The following is a 24,100-nucleotide window of genomic DNA, read 5'->3' on the forward strand; positions in this document are numbered from 1 at the left end:
GCCCCGCCGGCCCGCCCGGCCCCCGGGGCTGACGGGCCGTCGGCCGGGCCGGGCCGGGCGGCACCGGCCGGACGCGCCCGCGAAGCCGTGCGGCGGCGGGTGTCCCGCGCCGGGAAAGGTGGCGGGGCACCCCCGTCCGCCCACTACGCTTGACGCTGTGACCCTTCGCCTGTACGACACCAGCACCCGCCAGGTACGCGACTTCGTCCCGCTTGTACCGGGCTGCGTCTCGATCTACCTGTGCGGTGCCACCGTGCAGGCCCCGCCCCACATCGGCCACATCCGGTCCGGCCTCAACTTCGACGTGATGCGCCGGTGGTTCGGCTACCGCGGCTACAACGTCACCTTCGTGCGCAACGTCACCGACATCGACGACAAGGTGATCGCCAAGGGCCGCGAGTTCGGCATCCCGTGGTGGCAGATCGCCTACGCCAACGAACGCGCCTTCAACGACGGCTACACCGCGCTCGGCTGCCTCCCGCCGACCATCGAGCCGCGGGCCACCGGCCACGTGCCCGAGATGATCGAGATGATGCGCGGCCTGATCGAGCGCGGCCACGCCTACGCCTCCGAGGGCAACGTCTACTTCGACGTGAAGTCGCACCCGGACTACCTCGAGCTCTCCAACCAGAAGCTGGAGAACCTCCAGCAGCCGGAGAGCGAGGGCGAGACCGGCAAGCGCGACCCGCGCGACTTCGCCATGTGGAAGCGCGCCAAGGAGGGCGAGCCCAGCTGGGAGACCCCCTGGGGCCGCGGCCGCCCGGGCTGGCACCTGGAGTGCTCGGCGATGGCGCACAAGTACCTCGGCAGCGCCTTCGACATCCACGGCGGCGGGATCGACCTGATCTTCCCGCACCACGAGAACGAGATCGCCCAGTCCAAGGCCTTCGGCGACGAGTTCGCGGCGTTCTGGGTGCACAACGCCTGGGTCACCATGGCCGGCGAGAAGATGAGCAAGTCGCTCGGCAACTCGGTGCTGGTCTCCGACATGGTGCAGCGTTGGCGCCCGATCGTGCTCCGCTACTACCTCGCCTCCCCGCACTACCGCTCGATGATCGAGTACAGCGAGGAGTCGCTGCGCGAGGCCGAGACCGGCTTCGCCCGGATCGAGGGATTCATCGAGCGCGCCGTCGAGCGCTGCGGCAAGGTGGACGCCGCCCCCGAGGTGCCGCTCGCCTTCGCCGAGGCGATGGACGACGACCTCGGCGTCCCGCAGGCGCTGGCCGTCCTGCACACCGCCGTCCGCCAGGGCAACAGCGCGCTGACCGCGGACGACAAGGAGAGCGCGGTGGCGCGACTCGCCGAGGTCCGTGCGATGCTCGGAGTGCTGGGACTCGACCCGCTCGACGACTTCTGGGCCGGCGGCGCCCGCGGGAACGACCTGCACGGCGTGGTCGACTCGCTGGTGAGCCTCGTCCTGGACCAGCGCCAGGCGGCCCGGGAGCGCAAGGACTACGCCACCGCCGACGCCATCCGCGACCGGCTCGGCGCCGCCGGGCTGGCGATCGAGGACACCCCGTCCGGCCCCCGCTGGACGGTCAACCAGTAGGCCCCGCCCCCTCGGGCGGGACCGGCGAACAGTAGCCCCGGCCACGGGGCGAGCGTGGGCCGCAGCCGGTGCGAACCGGCTACGGCCCATCCTCATGACGAACCTCAAGACGTAGAAGAGACAGGAAGTACAGCCATGGCCGGCAACAGCCAGCGCAGGAACCGCCGCAACCCCGGGTCGAAGAAGGGCGCGAACGTCGGTACCGGCGGCCACAGCCGGAAGGCGCTGCAGGGCAAGGGCCCGACCCCGCCCGGCGAGGCACGCAAGGGTCACCCCAAGCAGCGCGCCGCCAACGCCGCGCTCAAGCGCGAGCGCGACGCCAAGTCCCGGGCCGGCATGCGCCGCGCCGGTGGCGGCGGCCGGGGCGGCCGCGGCGGTGCCGGCGCGGCCGAGCTGGTGGTCGGCCGCAACTCGGTGGTCGAGGCCCTGCAGGGCGGCGTGCCCGCCACGGCGCTGTACGTGATGCAGTTCATCGACACCGACGACCGGGTCCGCGACGCGTACCAGGCCGCCAACGAGCGCGGCGTCCCGCTCATGGAGGCCCCCCGCGCCCAGCTCGACCAGATGACCGGCGGCCTCAACCACCAGGGCCTGGTCCTGCAGGTCCCGCCGTACGAGTACGCGCACCCGGACGACCTGGTCGCCGCGGCCGCCGACGCCGGCCAGGACGCGCTGATCATGGCGCTCGACGGGGTCACCGACTCCCGCAACCTCGGTGCCGTGGTCCGCTCCGCCGCCGCCTTCGGCGCGCACGGCGTGGTCATCCCCGAGCGGCGCGCGGCCGGCATGACCGCGGGCGCCTGGAAGACCTCCTCCGGTGCCGCCGCCCGGCTGCCCGTCGCCCGCGCCACCAACCTGACCCGTGCCCTGGAGGCCTACCAGAAGGCCGGCCTGATGGTGGTCGGCCTGGCCGCCGACGGCGAGTCCGAGATCGGCGACCTCGACGCGCTCACCGGCCCGGTGGTCATCGTGGCCGGCTCCGAGGGCAAGGGTCTCTCCCGGCTGGTCTCGGAGACCTGCGACATCCGCGTCCGCATCCCGATGCCGGGCCAGACCGAGTCGCTGAACGCCGGCGTCGCCGCGGGCATCGTGCTCTACGAGGCCGCCCGGCTGCGCGCCCGCCGCTGATCGGAGCGCCCGCACCGGCGCCGCTCGTCCGGAACGGACAGCTTCGTGGGAGGAACCGATCGGGTCCGGCCGGGCCCGATCGGTTTTCTCATGATCACTTCAAATCGGCGCCGGGAATCCACCCGGGAGAGTGTCCTCCGGGCCCGTCACCCGGTTAGAGGGGTGTGGACACGAGAACACCTCGGCGCCCGGGGCAGGGCGGCACGGCGGGGATAGACCCCGGTCCGGGCCTCAGCACGGTCAGGGTGCCGTCCGATCCCGCGAAGCTCAGCAGCACCCAGGCCAGCTTCCGCATCCGGCTCGCCGAGCCGGTGGCCCCCATGATCGACGTGCCGCTCGGCGCGGCCTTCGGTGACCCGTACGGCCTGCGGGCCGGGGCGTCCGGCTTCGGCGCCCGCCCCCTGGTCACACCGCAGGTCGTGGTGCCGAGCACCCAGATCCCCGCCCTCGCGGGAGTGGGCGCGGCGCCCCGGCGCAAGGGCCGGGTCACCACCGTCACCTGGAGCGGCCAGGCGGCGCCCGGCGACGTGGCCGCCACCCGGCTGCTGGAGGCCGTCCGGCTCACCACCGTGCCCGCCCCTGCGGGCGCCCCCGGGCACGGCCCCGGCGCCGCGGGACCGGGCGGCTACGGCACCAACGGCGACGACATCCAGCCGCTGCACGGCGTACCGCGCCAGGCGGGCCCGCCGTCGCTGCCGTACGAGTCGGTCACCCGGGGCTGGACACCCAGCGGCGACCTGCCCGAGGTGTCCGCCACGGCCGGCCCGGCCGACGTCCGGCACGCCTGGTACCCGGGCCGTCGGGTCGACCTCGGCCTGGTGCTGCTGCCGCTGCGCGTGGTGCTCGGCTCGCTCTCCGTCTACGCCGGCTTCAGCAAGCTCTGCGACCCGGTGTACTTCGACGGCGGCGAGCGCGGCTCGATGATGCGCTGGCTCTCCTCGCTGCACCCCTGGAAGGTCGCCGAGCCGCTGCTCGCCTTCGCCATGAACCACCCGGTCGGCGCCGGGCTGGGCGTGGCGTTCACCGAGATCGTGGTCGGTGTCCTCACCGTCCTCGGCCTCTGGCAGCGGGTGGCCTCGGCGGCGGCGATGACGCTCTCCGCCGCGCTGCTCTTCACCGTCAGCTGGCGGGCGGTGCCGGTGTACGACACCCCCGACCTGATCTTCCTGGCGGCGTGGAGTCCGCTGCTGATCGCCGGGGCGCCGTTCGGCTCGCTGGACGGCCGGATCGCCCTCGACGCCTGGCGGCAGTACGGCCCCGACGCGCCGCAGGCGGTCCGCCGCCGGGTGCTGCGGCGCAGCTCGGTGGTGGCCGCGGTGGTCGTCGGACTGACCCTGCTGATCGGCTCGATGCTCGGCGCGGCCGTCCGCACCGGCAGTGGCACCGGCCCGGCGCCGGTCAAGCCACCGACCGACTACGGCTCCCCGCTGTGGCCGGGCAGTGGCACCGGCGGCTCGCCGTCCCCGACGCCGAGCCCCACGCCGACGCCCAGCAAGTCCGCCTCCCCGTCGCCCTCCGGGAAGGCCTCGCCCTCCTCCACCAAGGGCGGCAAGGCCAGGTCGACCAAGTCGGGCAGCACCGCCGGCAGCAGCGGCGGGCCCGGCCGGACGGGCAGCACCCGCGGCACCTCCACGGGCGGCGGCACCGGCGGCGGCTCCACCCCGCGGCCGGGCAGCAGCTCCGGCCTGATCGGCGGCGTCCTCGGCAGCGGCCCGCTGGGCGGGCTCCCCGCCCTCGGCATGGACCGGCCCGGCGGCTCGCCGACGACGGCCTGAGACGTCTGACGGGCACCCGGTGCCCGGCGCGGACGGCGGAGGGGCCTCCCACCGATGTGTGGGAGGCCCCTCCGCTCTTCTGTGGCTGTACGGCCCGCCGGCGCCGGGCTACGGAGTGTCAGTCGTCGGACGGCCGGCCGGCCGCGGCGAGCTCCTTGGCGGCCTCGGTGAGGTCCTTCACGGTGTCGATCGCCCGCCAGTAGCAGCCCTGCGGCAGCTGGTAGCCGGCCAGCTGCTTCGCCCGGGCCAGCTGCGGGAAGGTGGTCCGCTCGTGGTCGCCGACATCGGGCAGCAGCGCCCGGAAGGACGGCCCGAAGACGTACAGGCCGGCATTGATGAGGAACGGCGACGGCGGGGCCTCGACGAAGTCCAGCACGTTGCCGAACCGGTCCGTCTCCACCGCGCCCCACGGGATGCGCGGCCGGGCCAGCGCCAGCGTCGCCACCGCGGCCCGCTCGTGGTGGAAGGCGGCCATCTCGCGCAGGCTGAACCGCGTCCAGATGTCGCCGTTGGTGGCGAACCAGGGCTCGTCCGGGCGGGGCAGTGCGGCGGAGGCGTACTTGAGGCCGCCGCCGCGGCCCAGCGGCTCGTTCTCGACGACCGTGCGGACCCGCAGCGGCAGGTCGGTGTCGTCCAGCCACGCCTGCAGCACCTCGGCGAGGTGGCCGCAGGAGATCACCACATCGGTCACGCCCTCGGAGGCCAGCCAGGACAGCTGGTGGCCGACGATCGGGATGCCCGTGCCGGGGATCTCCACCAGCGGCTTCGGACGGTCGTCGGTGTAGGGGCGGAGCCGGGAGCCCTGCCCGCCGGCCAGGATCACCGCCTGGGTGACGGCGGGTGCGGCGGCCAGGGTGACGGGGTCGGCGGCGGCCGCGAGTTCCGCGGCCATGTCGGCGGGCGTCTGGTCAGCGGTCATAGCGAGAACAATAGGCTCAGCCCGGAGCGGGCCCCACGGGTTCGGCGCCACTGTGTCGCGAAGTGCCGCCGGATCCGACGGCGAACCCGAACCCGCGCACCCGAACCCGACGGCGCCGCGCCCGCCGGAGAACCGGGGGAACGGCGCCGTCGGGCGGTGCCGGGGGCTCGGAGGTCAGGCGGTGACGCCTGCGGCGAAGGAACCGTCGCAGACCGGGCGGGCGAACGAGCGGGCCCGCTGCGCGTCGCCCCGGTACTTGCGGACCGCGGCACGGCCCAGCTCCGAGGCGAGCTCGGTGCAGTACGGGGTCAGCGAGGGCTTCTCGCGCATGGTGCGCTCCAGCAGGTCCAGCGCGGTGCCGGGGTTGTGCGCGTCGAGCTCGGCGAACAGGTCCGAGCGCAGGGCGTCCCGGGGGCTCTCCGCGGTGCCGGCGGAGGTGCGGCCGATGCTGCCGTCGCTGCTGGACGCCGCGACCACCTGCTGGTCGAGCCCCGTCGGCGGAGCCCACGGAACCCGGGTCACGGCGAGAGTGCCGGTGGTCACCAGGATCACCGGCAGGGTGAGGGCCACGGTCTGGCCGATACGGCGTAGGAGCTGCTTCACGCCTCAGGAGCGTAGCGGCGGGTGGCGGAAAGGTCGCGCTCCGTTACACCATTGAGTGACCGGTGTCCTGTTTTGTTCCGTCAGCCGGTTGACGGCCGAGCGGCCGGACGGGTGGTCCCGGGCCGGAGCGGGCGGGAGCGGGCGGGAGCGGGCCGGAGCGGGCGGGAGCGGGCCGGAGCGGGCGGGAGCGGGCCGGAGCGGGACCGGCCCGGCGACCTGCCGCGGACGCGCCGGGGCCCCGGCGGAACGGTGTCCGCCGGGGCCCGGGTCGTACGGTGCGGGCACGCGGCCCGGTCGCCCGGGCCGTCGGCTCACTTGCTCAGGCGCAGGCCCGTGCTGGTGGAGAAGACGTGGGTCTCGCCGCCGGTCGGGACGATGTGGATCGTCTCGCCCTTCTGGGGGACCTGGCGGCCGTGGACGCGCACGACGATGTCGGTGTCGTCGCCGCCGATCTTGGTGGTGCCGTAGACGTAGCCGTCGGCGCCGAGCTCCTCGACCACGTTGACGGTGACCGCGACGCCCTCGATGCCGCCGCCGGAGACGATCTGGAAGTGCTCCGGGCGGATGCCGACCGTGACGGTCTTGTCGGTGCCGGCGCCGGCCAGGTCCTCTCGGGAGATGTTGATGACCGAGCCGCCGAACTTCACGCCGCCGTCGACCAGCGGGACCTCGACCAGGTTCATGGCCGGGGAGCCGATGAAGCCGGCCACGAAGACGTTGGCGGGCTTGTCGTACATGTGGCGGGGGGAGTCGACCTGCTGCAGCAGACCGTCCTTGAGCACCGCGACGCGGTCGCCCATGGTCATGGCCTCGGTCTGGTCGTGCGTGACGTAGACCGTGGTGATGCCCAGGCGGCGCTGCAGGCCGGCGATCTGGGTACGGGTCGAGACGCGGAGCTTGGCGTCCAGGTTGGACAGCGGCTCGTCCATCAGGAAGACCTGCGGCTCGCGGACGATCGCGCGGCCCATCGCGACACGCTGGCGCTGACCGCCGGAGAGCGCCTTCGGCTTGCGGTCCAGGTAGTCGGTGAGGTCGAGGATCTTCGCGGCCTCCTCCACCTTCTGGCGGATCTCGGCCTTCGACACGCCCGCGATCTTCAGGGCGAAGCCCATGTTGTCGGCGACGGTCATGTGCGGGTAGAGCGCGTAGTTCTGGAACACCATGGCGATGTCCCGGTCCTTCGGCGGCAGGTGGGTGACGTCGCGGTCGCCGATGCGGATGGCGCCGCCGTTCACGTCCTCCAGACCGGCCAGCATGCGGAGGCTGGTGGACTTGCCGCAGCCGGACGGGCCGACCAGGACGAGGAACTCGCCGTCCTCGACGTGCAGGTCCAGGGCGTCGACGGCGGGCTTGGTGCCGCCGGGGTACAGGCGGGTCGCCTTGTCGAACGTGACAGAAGCCATGGCTGTGCTCTCCTTCACCGGCAGGAACGTGCCGGACGATCCGAGTAAAGGCTGGATTGTCGAGGCCCGGACGCCGCGTTCAGGAGTCGAACGGGGGCAGGGCTCCCCGCGACCGTACCCGTACGTTCATCCGGTTGTCAGCCCCCGCCGGTGGCCGAATTCGGCATCAGTCGGATCACAAGCCGGACACACCGCCCAAATCACGTGCACGGCACCCCGTCCCACCGGCCAAAACCAACGGCGCCGCCCCGCACCGGCCCGCTACACTGCCCGTGGTGCCGCCGTGGTCCGCCGCGGACGGTCACCGCGCCTCCTTAGCTCAGCTGGCCAGAGCACCGCTCTTGTAAAGCGGGGGTCGTCGGTTCGAACCCGACAGGGGGCTCGCCTATACGGGCAGGTCAACGGCTTGCCGAACGCGAAAGGCCCCGGACCGGTGACGGTCCGGGGCCTTTCGACATCTCAAAGTGACATCAGCGGGCGGGGCGCCGGCGCTTCAACAGCCGGTCCATGTGGCTCATGGCCTCCCGCTGATGTGCCTGCACCACGTGCGCGTAGATCTCCATCGTGACCGCGATCTGGCTGTGCCCGAGGATCGCCATCAGGTCCCGCGGCTGCACGCCGGCCGCGGCGAGCAGGGTCGCGCAACCGTGCCGGGTGTCGTGCAGCCGGACCGGCGGCAGCGCCTCGGCCGCCGAGATCCGGGTGAACGACCGGCTGAGGTTCCGCGGCTCCACCGGCCGCCCGCTTGCGGTGGTGAACACGAACTCCGAGACGTACCAGCCCTGCCGGTCGGCGAGGCGCCGGCGCCGCTGCTCGGCCTGCCGCATCCGCTGCCACCGGAGCGGGGCCACGCACATCAGCGGCAGCGGGATCACCCGCACCCGCCGCGACTTCGGGCTGTCCGCGTACAGCTCGCCGCCGACCCGCTGGAGCTGCTGGCGAACCGTCAGCGTGCGGTTCTCCAAGTCGATGTCGCGCCAGTGCAGTCCCAGGATCTCGCCGCGCCGCAGACCGAGCGCCACGGCCAGGACGAACGCCGGGTACAGCGCATCGGTGCGGGCCCCCTCCAGGAACAGCAGGGTGTCGTCGAGGCTCCACGGCCGAGTCTCGCGGTACTGAACTCGCGGAGCCTGCACCAGCTTGGCGACGTTGCGCGTGATCAGTTCGTCCCGCACCGCCGCCGACAGGGCAGTCCGCAGCACCAAGTGCGACTCCTTGGCGGTGGCCGCCGACACCCTCTTGGTCACCGTGGCGATCAGCCGACGGACGTCGGTCGTCCCCACGCCCTCCAGGGACTTGGAGCCGAGCACCGGCAGCAGGTGCAGCCGGATGTGCATGTCGTACTTGTCGTAGGTGGTGCGCTTCCGGTTGGGCTTGATGAAGTGCTCCAGCCAGTACGGCAGCCACTCGGAGAGCTTGGCCGAGCGGGTCGGAGTCGGGATGTTCTGGCGGTCTCGTCGCACCAGCTCCTGGCGCTTCTCGTCGCACTCCAGCCAGGTCTTGCCGTAGACGTACTTGCGGGCCCGGGTGCCGTCGGGCTGCGGCACGTAGACGGCCGCCTGGTAGCGGCCGTCCTTGCGCTTGGTCACCGTGCCGGAGCCGTTGGGGTTCCGCTTCTTCGCCATCAGGCGTTTTCCTCCATCTTGGTGCGGATGTAAGCAGCGAGGGAGTCGGCAGGGATTCGCCGGCTGCGGCCCTCTGTGAAGGTGGCGAGTTTCTTGGCGCGGATGAGGTCGTAGACCTTGCTGCGGCTCATCCGGAGGGCGGCCATGACTTCGGGGACGGTGAGGACTTCGGGGATGGCGGTGGCCAAGGGTGGGTCCTTCCCGGTGCTGGGCGGGGGTGGAGAGCGCTGCGTGTGTGTCGGAGGTGGGGATTTCTGCGTCACCGCGTCATCAGCGTCATCCGGGCTTCTGACCTGGGGTTTTGGGTGTCGCAGCGGCCGGGGTCTGCGTCACCAGTGCGTCACCGGCTGCGTCACCGTGACGCAGCCGGTGACGCAGGTGACGCAGGATGACGCAGAGCCAGCCGTCTGCGTCACTCCCAAAGCCGCAGGTCAGGGGCCGTTTTCTGGCGCGGGTGACGCAGGTGACGCAGCGTCTTCCTACTTAGAAAAAAAGAGGGGGGTGTCTGTAGGTAGTTAGGCGCCGCTCAGAGCGAAATGAGGGGCCGCTGCGCGGCGCGCTCTGGGGCGGTGCCGCCGCCGAACAGCAAGAGGAGCACCCCGCTCGGCCGCTGGTGCTCTTCTTGCTGTTCGGGCGGCGGCCCGGTCAGTGCAGCGGCGGCTGCTCGGGCGGCGGCGCGGGGGCCGGGCGGGTCATTTCGAGGTAGCGGCCCTCTTTCGTCCGGCCCGCTTCGATGAGCACCTGGCGGGCCGCCAACGTGGGCTGGAGGCGCTTGAGCCGGTCGGAGAGCACCTTGCCGGTGGTGGGCCAGCCCTTGGGCAGGGCCCGCAGGTCGTCCCCGGCGTAGACGCGGCCGAGGCACGCCAGCCACTCGGTCGAGGTCATGCGTTGTGCTGTGCCCGGGGTGATGGTGTCGGCGTGCTGCAGGACGGTCTGCGCGAGGAGGTCGCCCTCGATCACGTCGTCGTTCAGGTCGTCCAGGCTGGCCCGGTACGCGGCGAGCGCCCCGAGGCCGGTCGCCGTGTCGAGCTGCGCGCACAGGTGGGCGAAGTCCGCCATCCGCAGGTCGGTCGGGGTTTCCGCCTCCACCGCCCGGACTTTGACGGTGAGGTCGAGCAGCGAGCCGAGGACGACGGGCAGCACCTCGGCGTACTCCGCCCACAGCTCCGCCTCGGTGCGGCGGACGGCGGGCCGCTCCAGCCGCAGCGGCAGGAGCCGCTCGGCGAGGTCGGGCCGGATGACGCCGACGTCGATACCGGTCAGCAGCATCGGGCGGCGGTAGCCCACGCGGAAGACGTCGCCGTCGGTGAACAGGGCACGCTTGACGTTTTCGGCCCCGGTCACGATGCAGCACATCGCATCCGACATGTCCGGGGTCATGTGGGAGAGGTTGTCCAGGGCAGTGATCCACCCAGCCGCCACGGCGGCGAGCAGGTTCTCCTCGTCCTTCGGTGCCCGGCGCAGGTCGCCACTCATGCCCTCGATGATCCGCATGAGCATCCGGCCGGCGGTGGACTTGCCCGCGCCTTGCGGGCCGGTGAGGAACGGGGCCGGGACCGGCACGGACGGGCCGAGGCAGCCGATCAGCCACGCCATGGCCAGGCACTCGGAGCTGGCGTTGGCGAAGTTGCACAGCCTAAACAGCAGGTCGATGCCCTTGCCGTAGGTGTCCTTCTCGGGCACCGGCAGTTCGCCGGTGAGCTGGGTGCGCCGCCAGCACACCTCCCGCGGGTCCGGGACCGCGAGGTCCCAGCCGGTGGGGTGGATGCGCACCGACAGGCCGTCGGCCCGGCCCAGGTCCAGCCACGTCGCCCCGTCGAACCCGGGCGCCACCCGGATGTGAACCGGCCGCACCTCCTCCGCGAGTGCGAGGGCCTCGATCAGGTCCAGCGCCTCCTTCAACGTGGTGCCGTTGAACACCCCGACGCCGTCCCGGTACAGGTTGACCATGAGCTCCTGCCGGTGGCTGCCCGTGGTGCCCTGGGAGCGGATCGGCCGGGCCACCGGGTGGCCGTTGCGCTGCGCGTACACGGTCCCGTCGGCGGTCCGGAAGTACCGGAAGTGCGCCTGCGCGTAGTCGGCGATGACCTCGCGGGCCGGGGTCTTCTCCTCGTCGGCCACGGTCACATCCCCAACCGGGTCAGGGCGTTGGCCCACGCGTCGGTGCAGTGCCTGGGCGATTCGCCCTTGGCCTGCGCGGCGGCGAACAGCCGGGCGGTGTGCGCTTCGGTCAGGCAGCCGCACCGGCCGTGCGTGGACAGCACCGCGAGGAACGCGCCGAACACGGTCGCGTGCACGCCGGTCGACGCATCGGTGATGCGCTGCTCGGCCATGGCGATGCCGCGCTCCAGGTAGGTCGGCGTGCGGTGCGGGCACCTTCCGCTCCCGGCCGGGGCGGGCACCGTGACGGGCGTCGGCCGGGCCGGGGCGGGCTCCCGCACCACGAGGGCGCGGACGGTGTCCGGGAGGGCGGTGAGGGTGCCGGTGCCGGGGCCGAGCCACCGCGCGTAGGACATCAGCGACTTGATGTCCACGTCGGGCCGCACCTTGTTGGCTGAGGGCATGGCGCCCCGGTAGAGCCAGTGCTCGCCGCGGGTGGTGGCGACGGTTCGGGTGGCCGGCAGAGCCTTGCGGGCCCAGGTGATGGCGTCCGCGTTGTCGAGGTCGACGACGGTCAGGCCGGCGCCGCCGGGGTGGTAGGCCACCGCTGCCGCCTCGCGCCACGCCCGCGCCCACGCGGGCGAGTTGATGACCTGGGGGTCGGTGCTGGCGGCGGCCCAGCCGTGGCACGGGGCCGGGCAGGTGCAGGGGCCGGGGGTCTTCATGTTCGGCCGGCCGCCGCACGCGTTGTTCGCGCAGTGCCGGCAGTTGCCGAACGGCACCTTCCCGGCGCGCAACGGCAGCACGGGCACGCCGTGCGGCGCCAGGGAGATAGCCGTGGTCAGGTGCTCTCCCCGAACGTCGGTCAGTTGGGTCATGCTGGAGGTCTCCAGTTCTCTATGACAGTGCTGGATGGGCGGCGGCCCCGGTCCTGGCCGGGAGGGGGCCGCCGTCGTCGTTCATTGCGTTCTCGGCGCAGACCTTGTGCGAGGGCCTGCGCTGCTCGTTCCGCAGTGGGGTGGGACGGCCGCACCAGCGGCACGGGCGGTCGCCGGTACGGTCGTAATGCCGGGCGTCGCGCCAGTCGAGAAATGACTCGGGCACGGCGACGCCTAGGTCATGCAGTGGCCGGAGTCGCAGAGCCCGTCCGCGTCGTCGTCGAGGTCGAAGAGCGGGTCGACGCCGTCGGGGATGGCCTGGCGCAGAGGCCGGCCGAACTGGGTGAGGTAGACGGCGTTCTTGCCGAGCCCGGCCTGCCGGACGTTGAGGTAGTCCTCCAGCTGGCAGGCCCGCTCGAACAGCTCTGGCTCCGTGCGACGCATCTCGTGCCAGGTCTCCGGGCGCTTGAACGGGCAGAACCAGCAGCTGCTCTTCGGCGGGACCGGCAGCCCGGCCTCGCGGATCACCCGCGCGCAGTCGATCCTGCGCAGCCCGAGTCGCAGCAGCGGGTAGTCGATCCGCTCGTGCTTCTCCGCCTTGCGCTCGTTCGCGCGGTGGATCTCGTCCAGGCTGATGCCGATACCGACCCTGGCCGGCGCCTGTTCGGTGGCGCCGCGGCGCTTCAGCTCCCGGGCGATGGACTGGATCTTGTAATCGTGCGTGCAGGCCCGCTTGCCCGGCGCCCCGTTCTTGAATCGGACCGGGATCTTCAACGCCTTCGAGCCCTCGCGGGTGATCTCGCTGTAGAGGGTGCGGGTTTCCTTGGAGCGGACCATCACCCGGTGCAGCGTGGTCAGCTCGATCCCGTGGGCCTGCGCGAACGGCTTCGCGTACCGGTCCAGGTAGGTGAGGGTGGCGGGGTTCTCGGAGTCCTCGCCGACGTGCGCGAACAGGAAGGTGCGATAGTCCAGGTCGCCGCGAGCAGCGAGGACCAGGGCAGCCATCGACTGGACGCCGCCGCCGAAGGAGAACGAGCGGAGCGCGTTCGTGGGCGGGGCGATGGTGCTTGGGACGGGGAGCACGGGTGTCCTCTCTGGCAGTCGGGGCGAGAGGGCGGTTAGTGGCCGGTGGGGGTGAGCTCGTGGGTGTGGCACAGGACGGGGCCGATCAGCCAGCCGATCCGGTCGACGGTCCAGCGGCCGCCGGTGAGCGGGCCGGGCGGGACCTCGTCGACGATCCGGCCGGTGCGGCCGACGGCGCGGGGGTCGTCCTCGCAGGACGTGATCAGGACTTCGGTGTTGGCGGTGAACACGGTTCCTCCGGGTGTCTGGGAGGGAGGCAGGGGGCACTCCGGCGAGCCCGTTTGCGGGCGCTTCGGGGCACCTCGTATCGGTGGGTCCCTGCCTCCCTGTCAGGGAGTCTTTGCTGATCAGGGCAGGTGGGAGGGGTCAGGGAGGGGGTGAGGGAGATCTCCCTGTCTCCCTGCCGGTTCCCTCTACGCGAGACCGCCGTCGGCACTCTCGGCGGCGGCCTGTTCGTCCCGCTTGGTGATGGCCTGCTCGACCCGGGCGCGGGCGACGACCATCTGTCCGTCGGACTTGTACGGGGCGGCGCCGGCGGCCTCGAGGAGGGCCTTGAGGTCGGCGAAGGTCCACTCCCGGTACTCGCCGGGGTTGCGGGCGGCGAGCGCGGCCAGGACTTCCTGGGTGCGCATCCGCGGGGCGTCGCCGATCACGGCGGCGACGTCCGCGAGCGTGTCGACCTCCTGCTCGGGCCGTTCGATGGCGGTGAGGGTGGTGACGCCGGTGCGGCGGGCCTTGGCGCGGTCGGCGACCTCGGCGGCCTGCTCGCCGGAGATGAAGTGCGTGCGGATGGTGATGGACGACTGGCCGGGGGCGAGCTTCACGCCGTCGCCCGCGACGACGACGGTGCCCTTGTCGAGGCCTTGGCGGAGCTTGTGCGGGGCGGCGCCGCCGTTGACGGCCTTGTCCCCGAGGGCCATCCGGGCCTGCTCCTCGGTGCCGAGCACGAGCGAGGCGCGGATGTGCGCGCCCTCCCGTACGAGCTTGGGGAGGTTCTGGTCGGTGGGGTCCTGGGTGCCCTGCCACAGCACGACGTTGACGGCCCGTCCCTGGTTGTGGAGCTTGCGGGCGGCCATGAAGTAGCGGCTGGTGGCCTTCGTCCCGCCGTACGGGCGCTTGTCCTCGCCGACCGCCGGGCACATGAACGCCACCTGCGCCTCGTCGACCAGCAGCACGATCGGCCTAAAGCGCGGGTCGGTGCGGGCCATGTCGCGGGTGACGCCGTCGGTCGCGCCGGACTGCTCGAGCAGCGCGATCCGTCGCTCCATCTCCCGTACGCCCGCTTCGAGCATGTGGGTGGCCTCGATGACGTGGTCATCGGTCGGCCCCTGGATGAGGACGGTGGCCAGGCCGTCGAACATCCGCCAGTCGCCGACGCCCTTGAGGTCGGCGATCCGGAACTCCACCGACGTGTCGAGGGCCAGCCACAGGGCCAGGGCGCGCAGGCTGGCGGTCTTGCCCTGGTTGGACAGGCCGGTGATGAGCAGGTGCCGCTGCAGCAGGCTCAACAGCGCGGCGTCGCCGCGCAGGTCCTGCCCCCACGGGGCCCGGCCGTCGTACAGGTCGGCCTTGACGTCGGGGTCGGTGACCAGCGGGGACGGGCCGATCGGCTCGTCCAGCGCACCGGAGTCGGCGATCCACAGCCGCACGGTGCGGGCGGCCTGCGGGATCGTCACGAACACCTCGTGCTCGTGCCTCGACAGGTTCTCCGCCAGCTTCCGGCGGCGCTTTTGCACTTCGTCGGTGGAGACACCGGAGGGGAGGGTGACGTCGACTTCGACACCGCAGCCGGCGATCCGGATCGGGCCGAGCATCCCGGCCCCGGCGTCGCCCATCTCCTTGATGGCGTTGCGGAGCGGGGCGACGCCGAGGTCCCGCAGCGCGGTGACCACCACGGACGGGGTGATGGGGGCACCGTCGGTGCTGGTCTTCCCGGCGGGCATCGCCCACGCGGGGGCGGCCTGCCGGTGCCGGCCGATCGCCCACAACGAGGCCAGGAACAGCCACGGCCCGGCGACGGTCAGCGGGCCCCAGATGATGCCGATGAACACCACGACCCACCGGATCAGCTCGATCACGGTCATGGTCGGCACCACGATCTGGGAGATGTCCTTCTCCGCGATCGCCAGCACCACACCGAGGGCGAGCAGGGCGCCCTCCGCGGTGGCGACCCCGACCGCGGCCCCCTTGGCCACGTCCACGGGGGAGGTGATGAGGTCCATGCGGCGCTTGTGCCGGGCAGCGCGGAACGCGGCGGCGCGGGTCTCCCACTCCAGCACCTGCTCGGGCTGGCCGGCGGCCTCGGCGGCGCGCATCATCCGCTCGTAGCGGGCCAGCGTCCGGCCGTCCCACGCCCGCCGCGCGGCGATCCCGCCACCGGCGAGGACGTAGGAGCCGTGCCGGACCACGAACCGGCCCGTGCTGCGGGTGCGCTCGTGCGTGGCGAGCACGCGCACCGCGCAGCCCCCGCGCACCCATACCGGCACCCGCGGCACCACCGGGGCCGCCTGCTCCGTGGTCGGCATGGTGGGGTCTATCGGCTGGTCGGTGTCGGGCTTGAGCAGGTGGACCTGCGGCCGGGCGGCGCGGTGGGAGTCGAGGTCGTGGACGGTCCCGAGGACGGGGCCGGTGGCGGAGCTGTCGGTCATGATGGGACTTCTCCTGTCTGCTACTGCGGGTCAGGGGGCCCGGGGCGGCCGGCTGATGCTTGGCGGCTTGGCGGCCGCCCCGGGGCGTTGCTACTTCCTGCGGCGGTTGGCGTCGCGTTCGGCCTGCCGGGCCTCGGCGCGCACCCGGGAGTCCTCCTGGATGCGGTCCATCTGGGCCTCGACGCGGGTGGTGGACTTGCCTCGCTGTTCCAGCCGGTTGGCCTTCGCGCACAGCCGGAACAGGCGGGCGGCGTCGGCGACGTTGTCGGCGCCGAACTTCTCGTGGTCGAGTTCGAAGAACGACATGGGTGTGTCTCCTCAGTCGCAGTTGGTGCAGTCGGTGCGGGTGCAGGGCTGGCCGGTGGCGGCGCGCAGGCCGCCGAGGGTGGCGTTCATGAGGCCGTCGGCGATCCGGCTGCCGGTCTCGCTGCCGAGCTTTCGGCCGATCTGGTTCGCCTTGTCGGCGGTGGTGTCGAGGGCCTTCGCGGTGCGCTTGCCGAACATGTGTTCGATCTCCTTGGTGTGTGAGGGCCGGGGCTGTCCCGGCTCCCCACCCCCTCCCGGCATTCCGGGTGAGGGCGGGCAGCCGTCAGCCGCGGTGCATGTCGCGGATGATCCAGCGGATGACCAGGACCGTGACCGCCAGGGAGAGGGCGGCCATGCCGGCGGCGACCAGGGCCGCGGTGGTGGCCAGCAGCACCGGGATCAGCACCGCGGCGGCGCCGGCACCGGCGGCCACGTACTGCCCGACCGGCCGGGCCGCGGGCGGGGCGCCCTGCGGCGGCGGCGGGGTCGGGTGGCGGTGGGCGTTGATCTCAGCGACCAGGACGGCGAGCCGTTCCAGGTCGGCGGCGGGAAGATGCTCGTTCACAGGGCCTCCGATCAGTTTGCTGCGGCAGCAGCGTCCGGGACGGCGTGCAGGGTGCGGGTGTCGCGGGCTTCCTGGTAGCGGGCGGCGATCCAGCCGGCCGACCAGCCGGTCAGCTCCGCCGCGGTGCGCTGCGGCAGGCCAGACGCGCAGGCGGCCTTGGCGATCTCCCGGGCCCGCTCCTCCGGAAGGCGCTCGACGGCCGGGCCTCCGGACAGCAGCTCCGTGCGGGCCCGCTCGGCGGCCTCGCGCTCACGCTCCACCTGGGCGAGACGTTCGGCGTGAGCGCGGTGCTCACGCTCGCTCATCTCGCGCTCACGGCACTCGCGTTCGGCCCGCTCGGCGGCCTCCCGCCGGGCGGCCTCCTCGCGCTCCTCACGGGCGAGTCGGGCCTCATGCTCGCGCTGCTCGCGGAGTAGTTGGGCGTCGTGCTCACGGCGCTCACGCTCGCGCCGCTCGGCCGCCTCGAACTGCGCGAGGTGCTCCTCGCGCTCCTGCCGACGCTGCTCCTCCGCCAGGCGTTCCCGCTCCGCACGCTCAGCACGCTGGGCGGCGTCGCGGGCGGTGAGGGCGGCGGCGATTGCCCGCCGGTAGGCGAGGGAGGTCTCCGCGGTGACGATCAGCAGCAGCGGGGCCACCGCATGTACGGCCACCCCGACCGCGTCCCGCTCCAGCGCGGACAGAGCCACGTTGAGCAGGACCGTCATGAGACCGGTCATCCACCGCAGCACCGCCGGCCAGCGTCCGCCCTCGCCGCCGAGGCGGGCCAGGGTGCTGTCCATCCGGACCACGATCACCACCGCCGCATCCACCACCAGCGGCAGGATCGGCGCGGTCCACCGCCACCCGGGCGGGGTGTGACCGGCCATCAACGGGGTCACCGTGAGCACGCTGTAGAGCACCGCGCCGAACGTGATCGTCCACGTCCCCACGCTCAGCGCCCGCTCCGCAGAACGGACCTGCTCAGCGTTGATCGACTCCCTCACCGCGACCACCCGCCCCGCCGCGGTGAGCGCGCCGTGAGCGCCCTCACTGGGGCGCTCACGCGGCCACCCCCAGGACCGCCGCACGGCGGCGGGCCGCGGCCCGGCGGACGCCGGTGAGCGGCAGCGGCGCGGCGGCCATCAGGCGCTCGGCGTAGGCGGCCAACTCCCGGTCCTCCCGGCGCAGGTCCGTCAGCACCGCCATCGCCACGTCCATCCGGGCGGCGCGGTCGAGGACGGTCTCGCCGGGCACACCGGCGAACAGCTCCTCGTCCACGCCCAGCGCCAGCTCCGCGAACTCCTCGAAGTTCACGGCGCGCTGGCCTGCAACAATCGACTTCACGGGTCTACCTCTTCCAACCGAGTCGATAGGCCCCAGGGGCTGCCGCGCTCCGGCCAAGGAACGCGCGGCGGCCCCGCTCGCGGGCCCGGACCACTCGTCACGCACGAGTAGCCATGGGTCCCGGCCCGCCCGCAGACGGGGGGGCCGGTCACCAAAGTCACTCGTTCGTTGATCAGGCACGCTGTGGAGTTCTCAAGCACCGCACGCTTCCTTCAGGGGGCTGTCACCCCACCCCTCCGGGCGCATTTGCACAGGTCAGAGCAGCCCGAAGTAGGCCCCTCTTTTGCCGCCCCGCATCTCTCGGCTGCGACACTCTCAACATAGAGAACCTGCCTAGGCAGGTCAAGAGAGTTGGGTTTCTCGCGTGTGTTGGGCATCTGCCCTAGCATGGATGCATGAGCCTCGACCCGGATGACTCCCGCCCGCCGTATCAGCAGGTCAGCAGTTCTTTGCGGGCCTCGATCCTCACAAAGAAGCCTGGCTTCGAAACGGGCGACAAGCTTCCGTCCGGCCCTGAGCTCGCCAAGCGCTTCGGCGTGGCACGCGGCACGATCGACAAAGCCCTAGACCTGCTCAGGACCGAGGGGCTGATCGTGACCCGCCAGGGCAGCGGGTCCTTCGTGCGCGAGCGCACGTCACGACCGGTCGGTCTCCGCCCGCACATCGAAGCCGCCTTCGAGCAGAAGCAGGTGACGCTGGACTTCGCCGGCTTCTCCAGCGAGACCCTTCACAATGCCCTACAGGAACCGCTCGACAAGGTGCGCTCGGGGCGACTCGCCCCGGAGTCCATCACCGTGCGACTCCTCCTCCCAGACACCGACGAGCCGATGGCCGTCCCTGTCTTGGTGGACGGGCTCAAGGACGAACCCGCGCTGCGCGATCGGGCGCGCACTATCGCTCTGACCAACGCTGGCGGTATCGCCCACTCCGTCGAGGTGCTGGCCGAACTTGGCCTCGTCCAGTCAGCCACCGTTCAGGTGAGGGTCCATCGGGCGTCCAGCCTGTTCAAGCTGTACATCCTGAACCGGAGTGAGGCGTTTTTTGGGTTCTACCCGCTTAGGGAGCGAACCGTGGCTATCAACGGCAACGACCACACGTTTTACGATGTCACCGGCAAGGACACCACCCTGTTCCACCATGCCGCAGGGCCGGACGACGCCTCGCTCGGCTCGCAGTACGTACAGCAGGCTCAGGCCTGGTTCGACAGCGTGTGGTCCGCCATCGCCTACGAGCGTCAGCCGTGACCACCACCCGTTCCTCCCTCGCCAGAGTGCTTCGGCCAGTCAAGCATGTCCTTCTCGACTTCGACGGCCCGATGTGCTCCGTCTTCGCCGGGCTGCCTGCTCCAGAAGTTGCGCATCGGCTCCGGTCACAGGTGCTTACCAACAGCGAGCATCTGGCTGTCGGAACGGACGCCGAGACGGATCCTTTGGCGCTGCTTCGACTCATCGCAGCGGCCGAGCCGGATCTTGTCGGACTGGCCGATCAAGTACTGGCCGGGCTGGAGACAGAAGCGGTGCAGGCCGGGCAACCGAATACGGGCGGCGAGGCAGTCCTACGCGCATGTGCACTGTCCGGACGCATGGTCTCTGTGGTCAGCAACAATGCGGGTGCCGCCATCGAGAGGTACCTCTCGGACCACGGGCTGAGAAGCTACGTGGTCGGCGTTTTCGGCAGAACCCCTGGTGAACCGTCATCCATGAAGCCAAGTCCGAGGCTCCTCCTGGATGCGATGGAAGCCGTCGGCAGTAAGCCTGCGGAATGCATCTTCATCGGCGACGCCGCTCGGGACGTTGAAGCGGGAGAGGCAGCGGGGGTGGCCACTATCGGCTTCGCCAACAAACCAGGCAAGGACGCGAAGCTCGCGGCCGCCGGCGCAGTCGTCATCGTCGACTCAATGCAGCTCATCGCGGATACGTTGTCCTGAGGGATCACTCGCCTAAATGCCGCAGACGGGCTCCCACCCGGCACGACACCAAAAGTGCTGATTCATGCACCTCAGGCTCTCGAGTGGCGCTAAGATCGCGCGTGGCATCCGCAGGACTGAGGGGAGATGCAGGTGGACACTGGGCAGGCTCGCGAATTCTTCGAAAAATATGGACCTGCTGCAGCTTATGTCGAAATTGAAAATCCCAATGGTGATCGCGGGATGGGTTCGGCGTTTCATGTCGGCGAGGGCATCTTTGTGACAGCTCGACATGTTGTCGAGGGCAGTAAGATCCTGGAAATTGGGATGACCGAGTCCACCTATATCCCCATGGAGGATGGCGATGAGGAATCCCCCTCACTCGTAAATCTCCATGTCAAAGGCGAATACCGCAGGGCCTTCAGGGTTGACAATGGAAAGTTGTCGCTCAAGTCCGGCCCCCACTTCCACGCGGATGAGAACGTTGATGTCGCCGTGTTCCAGGTCGAAGAAATTGACCCCCGAACCCCGGTGGTAATGCTTGGCAGTCATCTAGACGACTGGCTAGGTGAAAGCGATTTTGTCCTAACGGAAGCCATTGTGCTGGGTTATCCTCCCATCCCCATGAGCAAGAGACCGCCTTTGGTCGGCGCGCGAGCCGAGGTAAATGCCCAAGTCGACCTATATGACACCCCGTATGTCCATTTCGTTCTGTCGGCAACTGCACGAGGAGGCTTCAGTGGCGGGATGGCCTTCTCGGAGTACGGATTTGTATTGGGAATGGTAACCAAATCATTGACCGAAAATGAAGGATCGGTCGAGTCTGGCTACATGGCAGTAATTGGGGTCGAGCCGATTTACGAATGCTTGGCTAGTCATTGCCTCCTCCCCGACATCCAGGCGGAAGAATGGGGAGGGTTCTGGGAGTCCTCTGCCGTGCGCTTCTATGATGCCAGCACACATCTGGGCGGCCCAGGAAAGCTAGTAAGCGGCGGCATAGATCTCATCGACTCGGGCAAACGTGTTGCAATTGCCGTAAGCTGTGATAGCGAGCTTCTTCGAGAGAGAATTTCCAGCGCCTTAATGTCACTCTTGAGGTCGAGTGGCGCCGTAGTCACCTCCCCTTATCGCCAAAGTGTTAGATTTGATTTCCCGGAGCGCGATGAGCAAAGCATTGCATTGTCGCACTTGGCCTTTCGGGCGGCTATGGAAATTCTTATCTCGGCTAATCACTTGCCAATTTCAATGCCATCTGATCTTGCTGAAATTTTCCCGGAGTATGCTCTAGAAATTCCTCATGAACCAGGTTGCTAGAACACCTTCGTCCAGGTCGAGGAGATGGCTGGGCCCGGCTCGGTGCGCGATTAAACGTACGAAACACATCTCAGGTCGCTGACTAAGGACGCATGGGGCCTCAGCAGGCACTCACTGTCGGCTCAGCCCCACCCATCCTCCGAGATCCGGTACGGATTGTTCGCCTCCTCGATGCGTTGGCGGAACTCGTCCATGGCGCGGCTGTACGGTCCTGCGGTGGGGTAAATCCATCCCGTCCCTTGCGGCAGGTTCGGGGGCTGCAGGCGAGCGGGCGTCCTACGGCTGACCAGCTCCGCCTGGGGGGGCCTGTGTTCCGTGAGCCTGTCTGCGGCGTTCCAGCTCTGCAAGGGCCCACTCCTCGTGCTTGTCCAGCAAGTCCCGAAGTTGCCGGCGCTCTTTTCGCTGCTGGTGCTCTTTTCGCGCCTTAATTTCTCGATTAAGTTCTTGAACGATGCTGGCACACATGCGGCGGAGCTCGGTTGGGTCTGGCGGGGTGTAGTCGGCCGGGATGATGAAAGCGGACTCCGCGTCCGACCTGCCCGCGGCACCCTCCCGGAAGAGTCCCTTCATCGCAGCCAGCCTGTAGAAGTGGCCCCACTCGGAGGAATCGGTCATGTCCGTCCCTTCTCCTCGACTTCCAGGGTGCATCCGCACCCCCCGGAGCGCAACGAAGTGAGCGGGGCTGGCTCCTGCCAGCCATACTGCACTGCACCGCTTCTCTTCAAGAAAGCAGCTCAGTCCCCCCTACTCCTCCGAGAGCCGATACGGATTGTTCGCCTCCTCAGTGCACCGCCGGAAGTCGTCCATGACTGGGCCGCGAACCTGTGGTGGGGGTACAAGATCTGCGAGTGGCGGAATGGCAGAGGTTCCATGCTTGCTGTCCTGCTAGTTCGGCAGCTTGCTTGGCTATGACCGGCAGGCCAGCAAGCGTCTGGTCTGTATGGGCAGGCTGGGAGTGCGTACAGAAGGACCGAGCACACCCCGCGTGTGAACCCTGGTCCACCACAATCAGTGGGATGGCTTGTCACCTGTGCCATTAGATCGGTTCAAATCGATCATTTCCGGAAGGGTCAATTCAACTGATCTTTTGATTCCGCGCACAACGTCTCTCAGATACTCAACGCTCCTGAACTCATAGATGCATTCGCAGACATGCATCCCCATCCCTCTGAGCTCGATTCGATAGCCGCCGCTCCCGCTGTCAAATCGCGAATGGAATTTCATGGAGTATAGTGGCGCGTTCCCCGGAGGGATTTCTACCTCGATTCCATCCTGCTCAATGGCTGCGGCGACAGCCCCGGCATTTGCCAGGATCAGGATCATCAGTCGGCCATGCAGGATATCTGAGATTGCCTCCTCGGGGATGCTGTAAAGGTAGAACGGCAGGTACTGCTGCGTGTCACGCCGCGGCTCAAGAGGGACGCTTGAAATGGTGAGGCTGTTGCGAGATCCGGGCCCCTCAGAGAGGATCCCTGAATTTTTAACATCTGAAATCATGGCATTCTTGTCCATGGTCTCAGGTGCGATGCCATCGGGGTTGTAGTAGCAGGCATACATGAAGGCCCCGTCAATGCTAGCGCTTGCATACCCGGACTTGCGTGCCTCCTTGACGGCCTTCTTGAGTTTTGGCCATTGCGAGTGCGCGAGTGATTCTGCGTGGGCGGATAGGGACTTTTTTCCGTCCACCTCGTAAAGGGTGTTAGGCATTGCATTTTGCCTGATCAATGCGTTTCGCATGCGCCCAGTCTGCCGTCCTATCCTCCTGTCGTCCCTGCGAGTTGCAGGCTCAGGGGATGACTGTGACGATCGATCCACCTCTACGTTTAGCTGGAGATCGGGCTCCTTTCCTGCGACTCCAGCCTCAAGAAAGGAAATCGAGACGTCGTAGCGCTGGGACCCATCAGAATGGTCCGGTGCGGCGCCGAGGTATCTGGTCTTAGCCTCCGCCGTTCTCACCTTGCGATGCGAGCCATCGAAGCGAATGAATGAGACGTCGCCAATCCTTAGGCAGTCAGTTACATCATGAAGAAGCGGGAACCCCCATCCCTGGCTGGCCAAATATTCCGATGCGGCAACTAGGCCTCGACTTCCATGATCTTCCTGGGAGATGGAAACTGGTGAATTCTCGCCCAGTGGATAGATGATCGACCGATCCGCGCCCAGCAGGGCCCATGCGAGTGCGTCGCCGAGCCTGCGCGCATGCCAGCGAACGAGTTGTAGGGATTGCAAGGCTTCGGGCTTCTTTTTCTCTCGCCGAACCCTTCCCTTCTCGTCGGTGATTTCCTGCTGGATCAACCGCTGTACCGACATGAGCTCGAGCTGGAAGGCCCAAATGTCCGCTGAGTTTGAAAAGTCGAACCTGATCAGCCTAAGTGCAAGATTCTCAACTTTGTGAAGGAGCGAGAGGCACTCCCCCTCGTAAAGTGACCCGCGTGCTTTCGGAAGTGGTTCGCTAGGAGGCATGTGTACAAGTGTGGCGGAGCTGGGGAAGGATCTCTAGGCATTTGACACCAGCCTCGCCTCGCTCTAGGGCGCGGACCCTAGCGGAGGATGCGTGGCCTTGCTTGCTGGAGGTTGGGCTGGCCGCAGGTGATGTTCGCGGGGGTCCTGACATCGCCAGCCGACATCAACGACAGCGGACCCCGTCGTACCATCCGGCCCTTCGGGCGACGGGCGCTCAGCTGTGAGCGCTTGCTTCGTTGTTGGTCGCGCCGCCAGGTTGAGCTTGTAAAGCGGGGGTCGTCGGTTCGAACCCGACAGGGGGCTCCGGATTCGGAGCGTCGCGAGACGCCCAAAGGGCCAGCTCACTGGGGTGATCCCGGGGGAGCTGGCCCTTCGTCGTCTTGCGAGTAGAACGCATCGGTGCATTGGCCGTGCCATTCGCGTGCCAGCTCACGGGGGTGATCGGACGGCACGAGCACCGGGTAGAGGGTTAGTCCGTAGCCATGCGGTTCGCTGCTTGCGGCTTGTTGCCG

At 69.5% G+C, this 24,100-nt stretch carries 23 protein-coding genes and 1 tRNA gene; 7 read left to right on the plus strand and 17 right to left on the minus strand.

Annotation, left to right across the window (positions count from 1 at the left end):
* Nucleotides 1-157 precede the first annotated feature (157 nt).
* The 3 genes from cysS (at nt 158) to AB0P35_RS05045 (ending at nt 4,452) form a co-directional block, all read left to right on the plus strand.
* Nucleotides 158-1,549, plus strand: coding sequence for a cysteine--tRNA ligase (gene cysS, locus AB0P35_RS05035; protein WP_095874224.1), 1,392 nt, complete (start codon nt 158-160; stop codon nt 1,547-1,549).
* Nucleotides 1,550-1,684: 135 nt separating this feature from the next.
* The gene (rlmB, locus tag AB0P35_RS05040) at nt 1,685-2,677 is read left to right on the plus strand and encodes a 23S rRNA (guanosine(2251)-2'-O)-methyltransferase RlmB (protein WP_095874225.1); all 993 of its coding nucleotides are present in this window, start codon (nt 1,685-1,687) and stop codon (nt 2,675-2,677) included.
* Nucleotides 2,678-2,922: 245 nt separating this feature from the next.
* Nucleotides 2,923-4,452, plus strand: coding sequence for a DoxX family protein (locus AB0P35_RS05045; protein WP_363506617.1), 1,530 nt, complete (start codon nt 2,923-2,925; stop codon nt 4,450-4,452).
* Nucleotides 4,453-4,570: 118 nt separating this feature from the next.
* On the opposite strand, the gene AB0P35_RS05050 is transcribed toward AB0P35_RS05045, so the two are convergent.
* From AB0P35_RS05050 to ugpC, 3 genes are all read right to left on the minus strand, one after another.
* On the minus strand, nt 4,571-5,344 hold the full coding sequence (locus AB0P35_RS05050; protein ID WP_363506906.1) for a nucleotidyltransferase family protein: 774 nt from the start codon (nt 5,342-5,344) through the stop codon (nt 4,571-4,573).
* A 201-nt stretch (nt 5,345-5,545) separates the two neighbouring features.
* Nucleotides 5,546-5,974, minus strand: a complete 429-nt coding sequence (locus AB0P35_RS05055; RefSeq protein WP_363506625.1) for a hypothetical protein — start codon at nt 5,972-5,974, stop codon at nt 5,546-5,548.
* 311 nt (nt 5,975-6,285) lie between these two features.
* Nucleotides 6,286-7,377 carry a sn-glycerol-3-phosphate ABC transporter ATP-binding protein UgpC gene (gene ugpC / locus AB0P35_RS05060; RefSeq protein WP_363506628.1) on the minus strand — a complete coding sequence of 364 codons (1,092 nt, stop codon included), beginning with the start codon at nt 7,375-7,377 and terminating at the stop codon, nt 6,286-6,288.
* A gap of 308 nt (nt 7,378-7,685) precedes the next feature.
* Between ugpC and AB0P35_RS05065 the strand changes: the two genes are divergently transcribed.
* Nucleotides 7,686-7,759, plus strand: a tRNA-Thr gene (locus AB0P35_RS05065).
* Nucleotides 7,760-7,847: 88 nt separating this feature from the next.
* Here the strand turns inward: AB0P35_RS05065 and AB0P35_RS05070 are convergent.
* The 12 genes from AB0P35_RS05070 to AB0P35_RS05125 form a co-directional block, all read right to left on the minus strand.
* Nucleotides 7,848-9,002 (minus strand): site-specific integrase, encoded by a 1,155-nt coding sequence (locus AB0P35_RS05070; RefSeq protein ID WP_363506631.1) that lies wholly within the window; start codon nt 9,000-9,002, stop codon nt 7,848-7,850.
* Nucleotides 9,002-9,190 (minus strand): helix-turn-helix domain-containing protein, encoded by a 189-nt coding sequence (locus tag AB0P35_RS05075; RefSeq protein WP_363506634.1) that lies wholly within the window; start codon nt 9,188-9,190, stop codon nt 9,002-9,004. The genes AB0P35_RS05070 and AB0P35_RS05075 overlap by 1 nt, the downstream gene beginning before the upstream one ends.
* Nucleotides 9,191-9,647: 457 nt before the next feature.
* The gene (locus tag AB0P35_RS05080; protein WP_363506637.1) at nt 9,648-11,123 is read right to left on the minus strand and encodes an ATP-binding protein; all 1,476 of its coding nucleotides are present in this window, start codon (nt 11,121-11,123) and stop codon (nt 9,648-9,650) included.
* Nucleotides 11,124-11,125: 2 nt separating this feature from the next.
* The gene (locus tag AB0P35_RS05085) at nt 11,126-11,980 is read right to left on the minus strand and encodes a bifunctional DNA primase/polymerase (RefSeq protein WP_363506640.1); all 855 of its coding nucleotides are present in this window, start codon (nt 11,978-11,980) and stop codon (nt 11,126-11,128) included.
* Nucleotides 11,981-12,214: 234 nt separating this feature from the next.
* Nucleotides 12,215-13,063, minus strand: a complete 849-nt coding sequence (locus AB0P35_RS05090; RefSeq protein WP_363506643.1) for a phosphoadenosine phosphosulfate reductase — start codon at nt 13,061-13,063, stop codon at nt 12,215-12,217.
* A 35-nt stretch (nt 13,064-13,098) separates the two neighbouring features.
* A complete protein-coding gene (locus AB0P35_RS05095) occupies nt 13,099-13,293 on the minus strand; it encodes a hypothetical protein (RefSeq protein WP_363506646.1) in 195 nt (64 codons plus the stop codon).
* Nucleotides 13,294-13,476: 183 nt separating this feature from the next.
* Nucleotides 13,477-15,588, minus strand: coding sequence for an FtsK/SpoIIIE domain-containing protein (locus tag AB0P35_RS05100; protein WP_363506909.1), 2,112 nt, complete (start codon nt 15,586-15,588; stop codon nt 13,477-13,479).
* Between the two features lie 213 nt (nt 15,589-15,801).
* Entirely contained in the window at nt 15,802-16,017 is a 216-nt protein-coding gene (locus tag AB0P35_RS05105; RefSeq protein WP_363506648.1) for a hypothetical protein, read from the minus strand.
* Between the two features lie 12 nt (nt 16,018-16,029).
* The gene (locus AB0P35_RS05110) at nt 16,030-16,215 is read right to left on the minus strand and encodes a hypothetical protein (protein ID WP_363506651.1); all 186 of its coding nucleotides are present in this window, start codon (nt 16,213-16,215) and stop codon (nt 16,030-16,032) included.
* 85 nt (nt 16,216-16,300) lie between these two features.
* Nucleotides 16,301-16,582, minus strand: a complete 282-nt coding sequence (locus AB0P35_RS05115; RefSeq protein WP_363506654.1) for a SpdD protein — start codon at nt 16,580-16,582, stop codon at nt 16,301-16,303.
* Between the two features lie 11 nt (nt 16,583-16,593).
* Nucleotides 16,594-17,553, minus strand: coding sequence for a DUF2637 domain-containing protein (locus AB0P35_RS05120; protein WP_363506912.1), 960 nt, complete (start codon nt 17,551-17,553; stop codon nt 16,594-16,596).
* Nucleotides 17,554-17,620: 67 nt separating this feature from the next.
* Nucleotides 17,621-17,905, minus strand: a complete 285-nt coding sequence (locus tag AB0P35_RS05125; protein ID WP_363506657.1) for a hypothetical protein — start codon at nt 17,903-17,905, stop codon at nt 17,621-17,623.
* 395 nt (nt 17,906-18,300) lie between these two features.
* Here AB0P35_RS05125 and AB0P35_RS05130 point away from each other — a divergent pair, with 395 nt between their 5' ends.
* The 3 genes from AB0P35_RS05130 (at nt 18,301) to AB0P35_RS05140 (ending at nt 21,125) form a co-directional block, all read left to right on the plus strand.
* Nucleotides 18,301-19,149, plus strand: coding sequence for a GntR family transcriptional regulator (locus AB0P35_RS05130; RefSeq protein ID WP_363506660.1), 849 nt, complete (start codon nt 18,301-18,303; stop codon nt 19,147-19,149).
* Nucleotides 19,146-19,832, plus strand: a complete 687-nt coding sequence (locus AB0P35_RS05135) for an HAD-IA family hydrolase (protein ID WP_363506663.1) — start codon at nt 19,146-19,148, stop codon at nt 19,830-19,832. The genes AB0P35_RS05130 and AB0P35_RS05135 overlap by 4 nt, the downstream gene beginning before the upstream one ends.
* A gap of 132 nt (nt 19,833-19,964) precedes the next feature.
* Nucleotides 19,965-21,125, plus strand: coding sequence for a serine protease (locus AB0P35_RS05140; protein ID WP_363506666.1), 1,161 nt, complete (start codon nt 19,965-19,967; stop codon nt 21,123-21,125).
* 276 nt (nt 21,126-21,401) lie between these two features.
* Here AB0P35_RS05140 and AB0P35_RS05145 read toward each other — a convergent pair whose 3' ends face one another.
* Nucleotides 21,402-21,740 carry a hypothetical protein gene (locus tag AB0P35_RS05145; protein ID WP_363506669.1) on the minus strand — a complete coding sequence of 113 codons (339 nt, stop codon included), beginning with the start codon at nt 21,738-21,740 and terminating at the stop codon, nt 21,402-21,404.
* 393 nt (nt 21,741-22,133) lie between these two features.
* Nucleotides 22,134-23,588, minus strand: coding sequence for a hypothetical protein (locus AB0P35_RS05150; protein WP_363506672.1), 1,455 nt, complete (start codon nt 23,586-23,588; stop codon nt 22,134-22,136).
* Nucleotides 23,589-24,100 lie beyond the last annotated feature (512 nt).

Source organism: Kitasatospora sp. NPDC085879 (genome assembly GCF_040686255.1).
Lineage (GTDB): Bacteria > Actinomycetota > Actinomycetes > Streptomycetales > Streptomycetaceae > Kitasatospora.

Bases quoted from the DNA above. Each gene is read 5' to 3' on its own strand.
- rlmB (WP_095874225.1), top strand. From the start codon at position 1,685: ATGGCCGGCAACAGCCAGCGCAGGAACCGCCGCAACCCCGGGTCGAAG.
- AB0P35_RS05130 (WP_363506660.1), top strand. From the start codon at position 18,301: ATGAGCCTCGACCCGGATGACTCCCGCCCGCCGTATCAGCAGGTCAGC.
- AB0P35_RS05100 (WP_363506909.1), bottom strand. From the start codon at position 15,588: ATGCCGACCACGGAGCAGGCGGCCCCGGTGGTGCCGCGGGTGCCGGTA.
- AB0P35_RS05150 (WP_363506672.1), bottom strand. From the start codon at position 23,588: ATGCCTCCTAGCGAACCACTTCCGAAAGCACGCGGGTCACTTTACGAG.
- AB0P35_RS05085 (WP_363506640.1), bottom strand. From the start codon at position 11,980: ATGACCCAACTGACCGACGTTCGGGGAGAGCACCTGACCACGGCTATC.
- AB0P35_RS05145 (WP_363506669.1), bottom strand. From the start codon at position 21,740: ATGACCGATTCCTCCGAGTGGGGCCACTTCTACAGGCTGGCTGCGATG.
- AB0P35_RS05105 (WP_363506648.1), bottom strand. From the start codon at position 16,017: ATGTCGTTCTTCGAACTCGACCACGAGAAGTTCGGCGCCGACAACGTC.
- AB0P35_RS05110 (WP_363506651.1), bottom strand. From the start codon at position 16,215: ATGTTCGGCAAGCGCACCGCGAAGGCCCTCGACACCACCGCCGACAAG.
- ugpC (WP_363506628.1), bottom strand. From the start codon at position 7,377: ATGGCTTCTGTCACGTTCGACAAGGCGACCCGCCTGTACCCCGGCGGC.
- AB0P35_RS05050 (WP_363506906.1), bottom strand. From the start codon at position 5,344: ATGGCCGCGGAACTCGCGGCCGCCGCCGACCCCGTCACCCTGGCCGCC.
- AB0P35_RS05070 (WP_363506631.1), bottom strand. From the start codon at position 9,002: ATGGCGAAGAAGCGGAACCCCAACGGCTCCGGCACGGTGACCAAGCGC.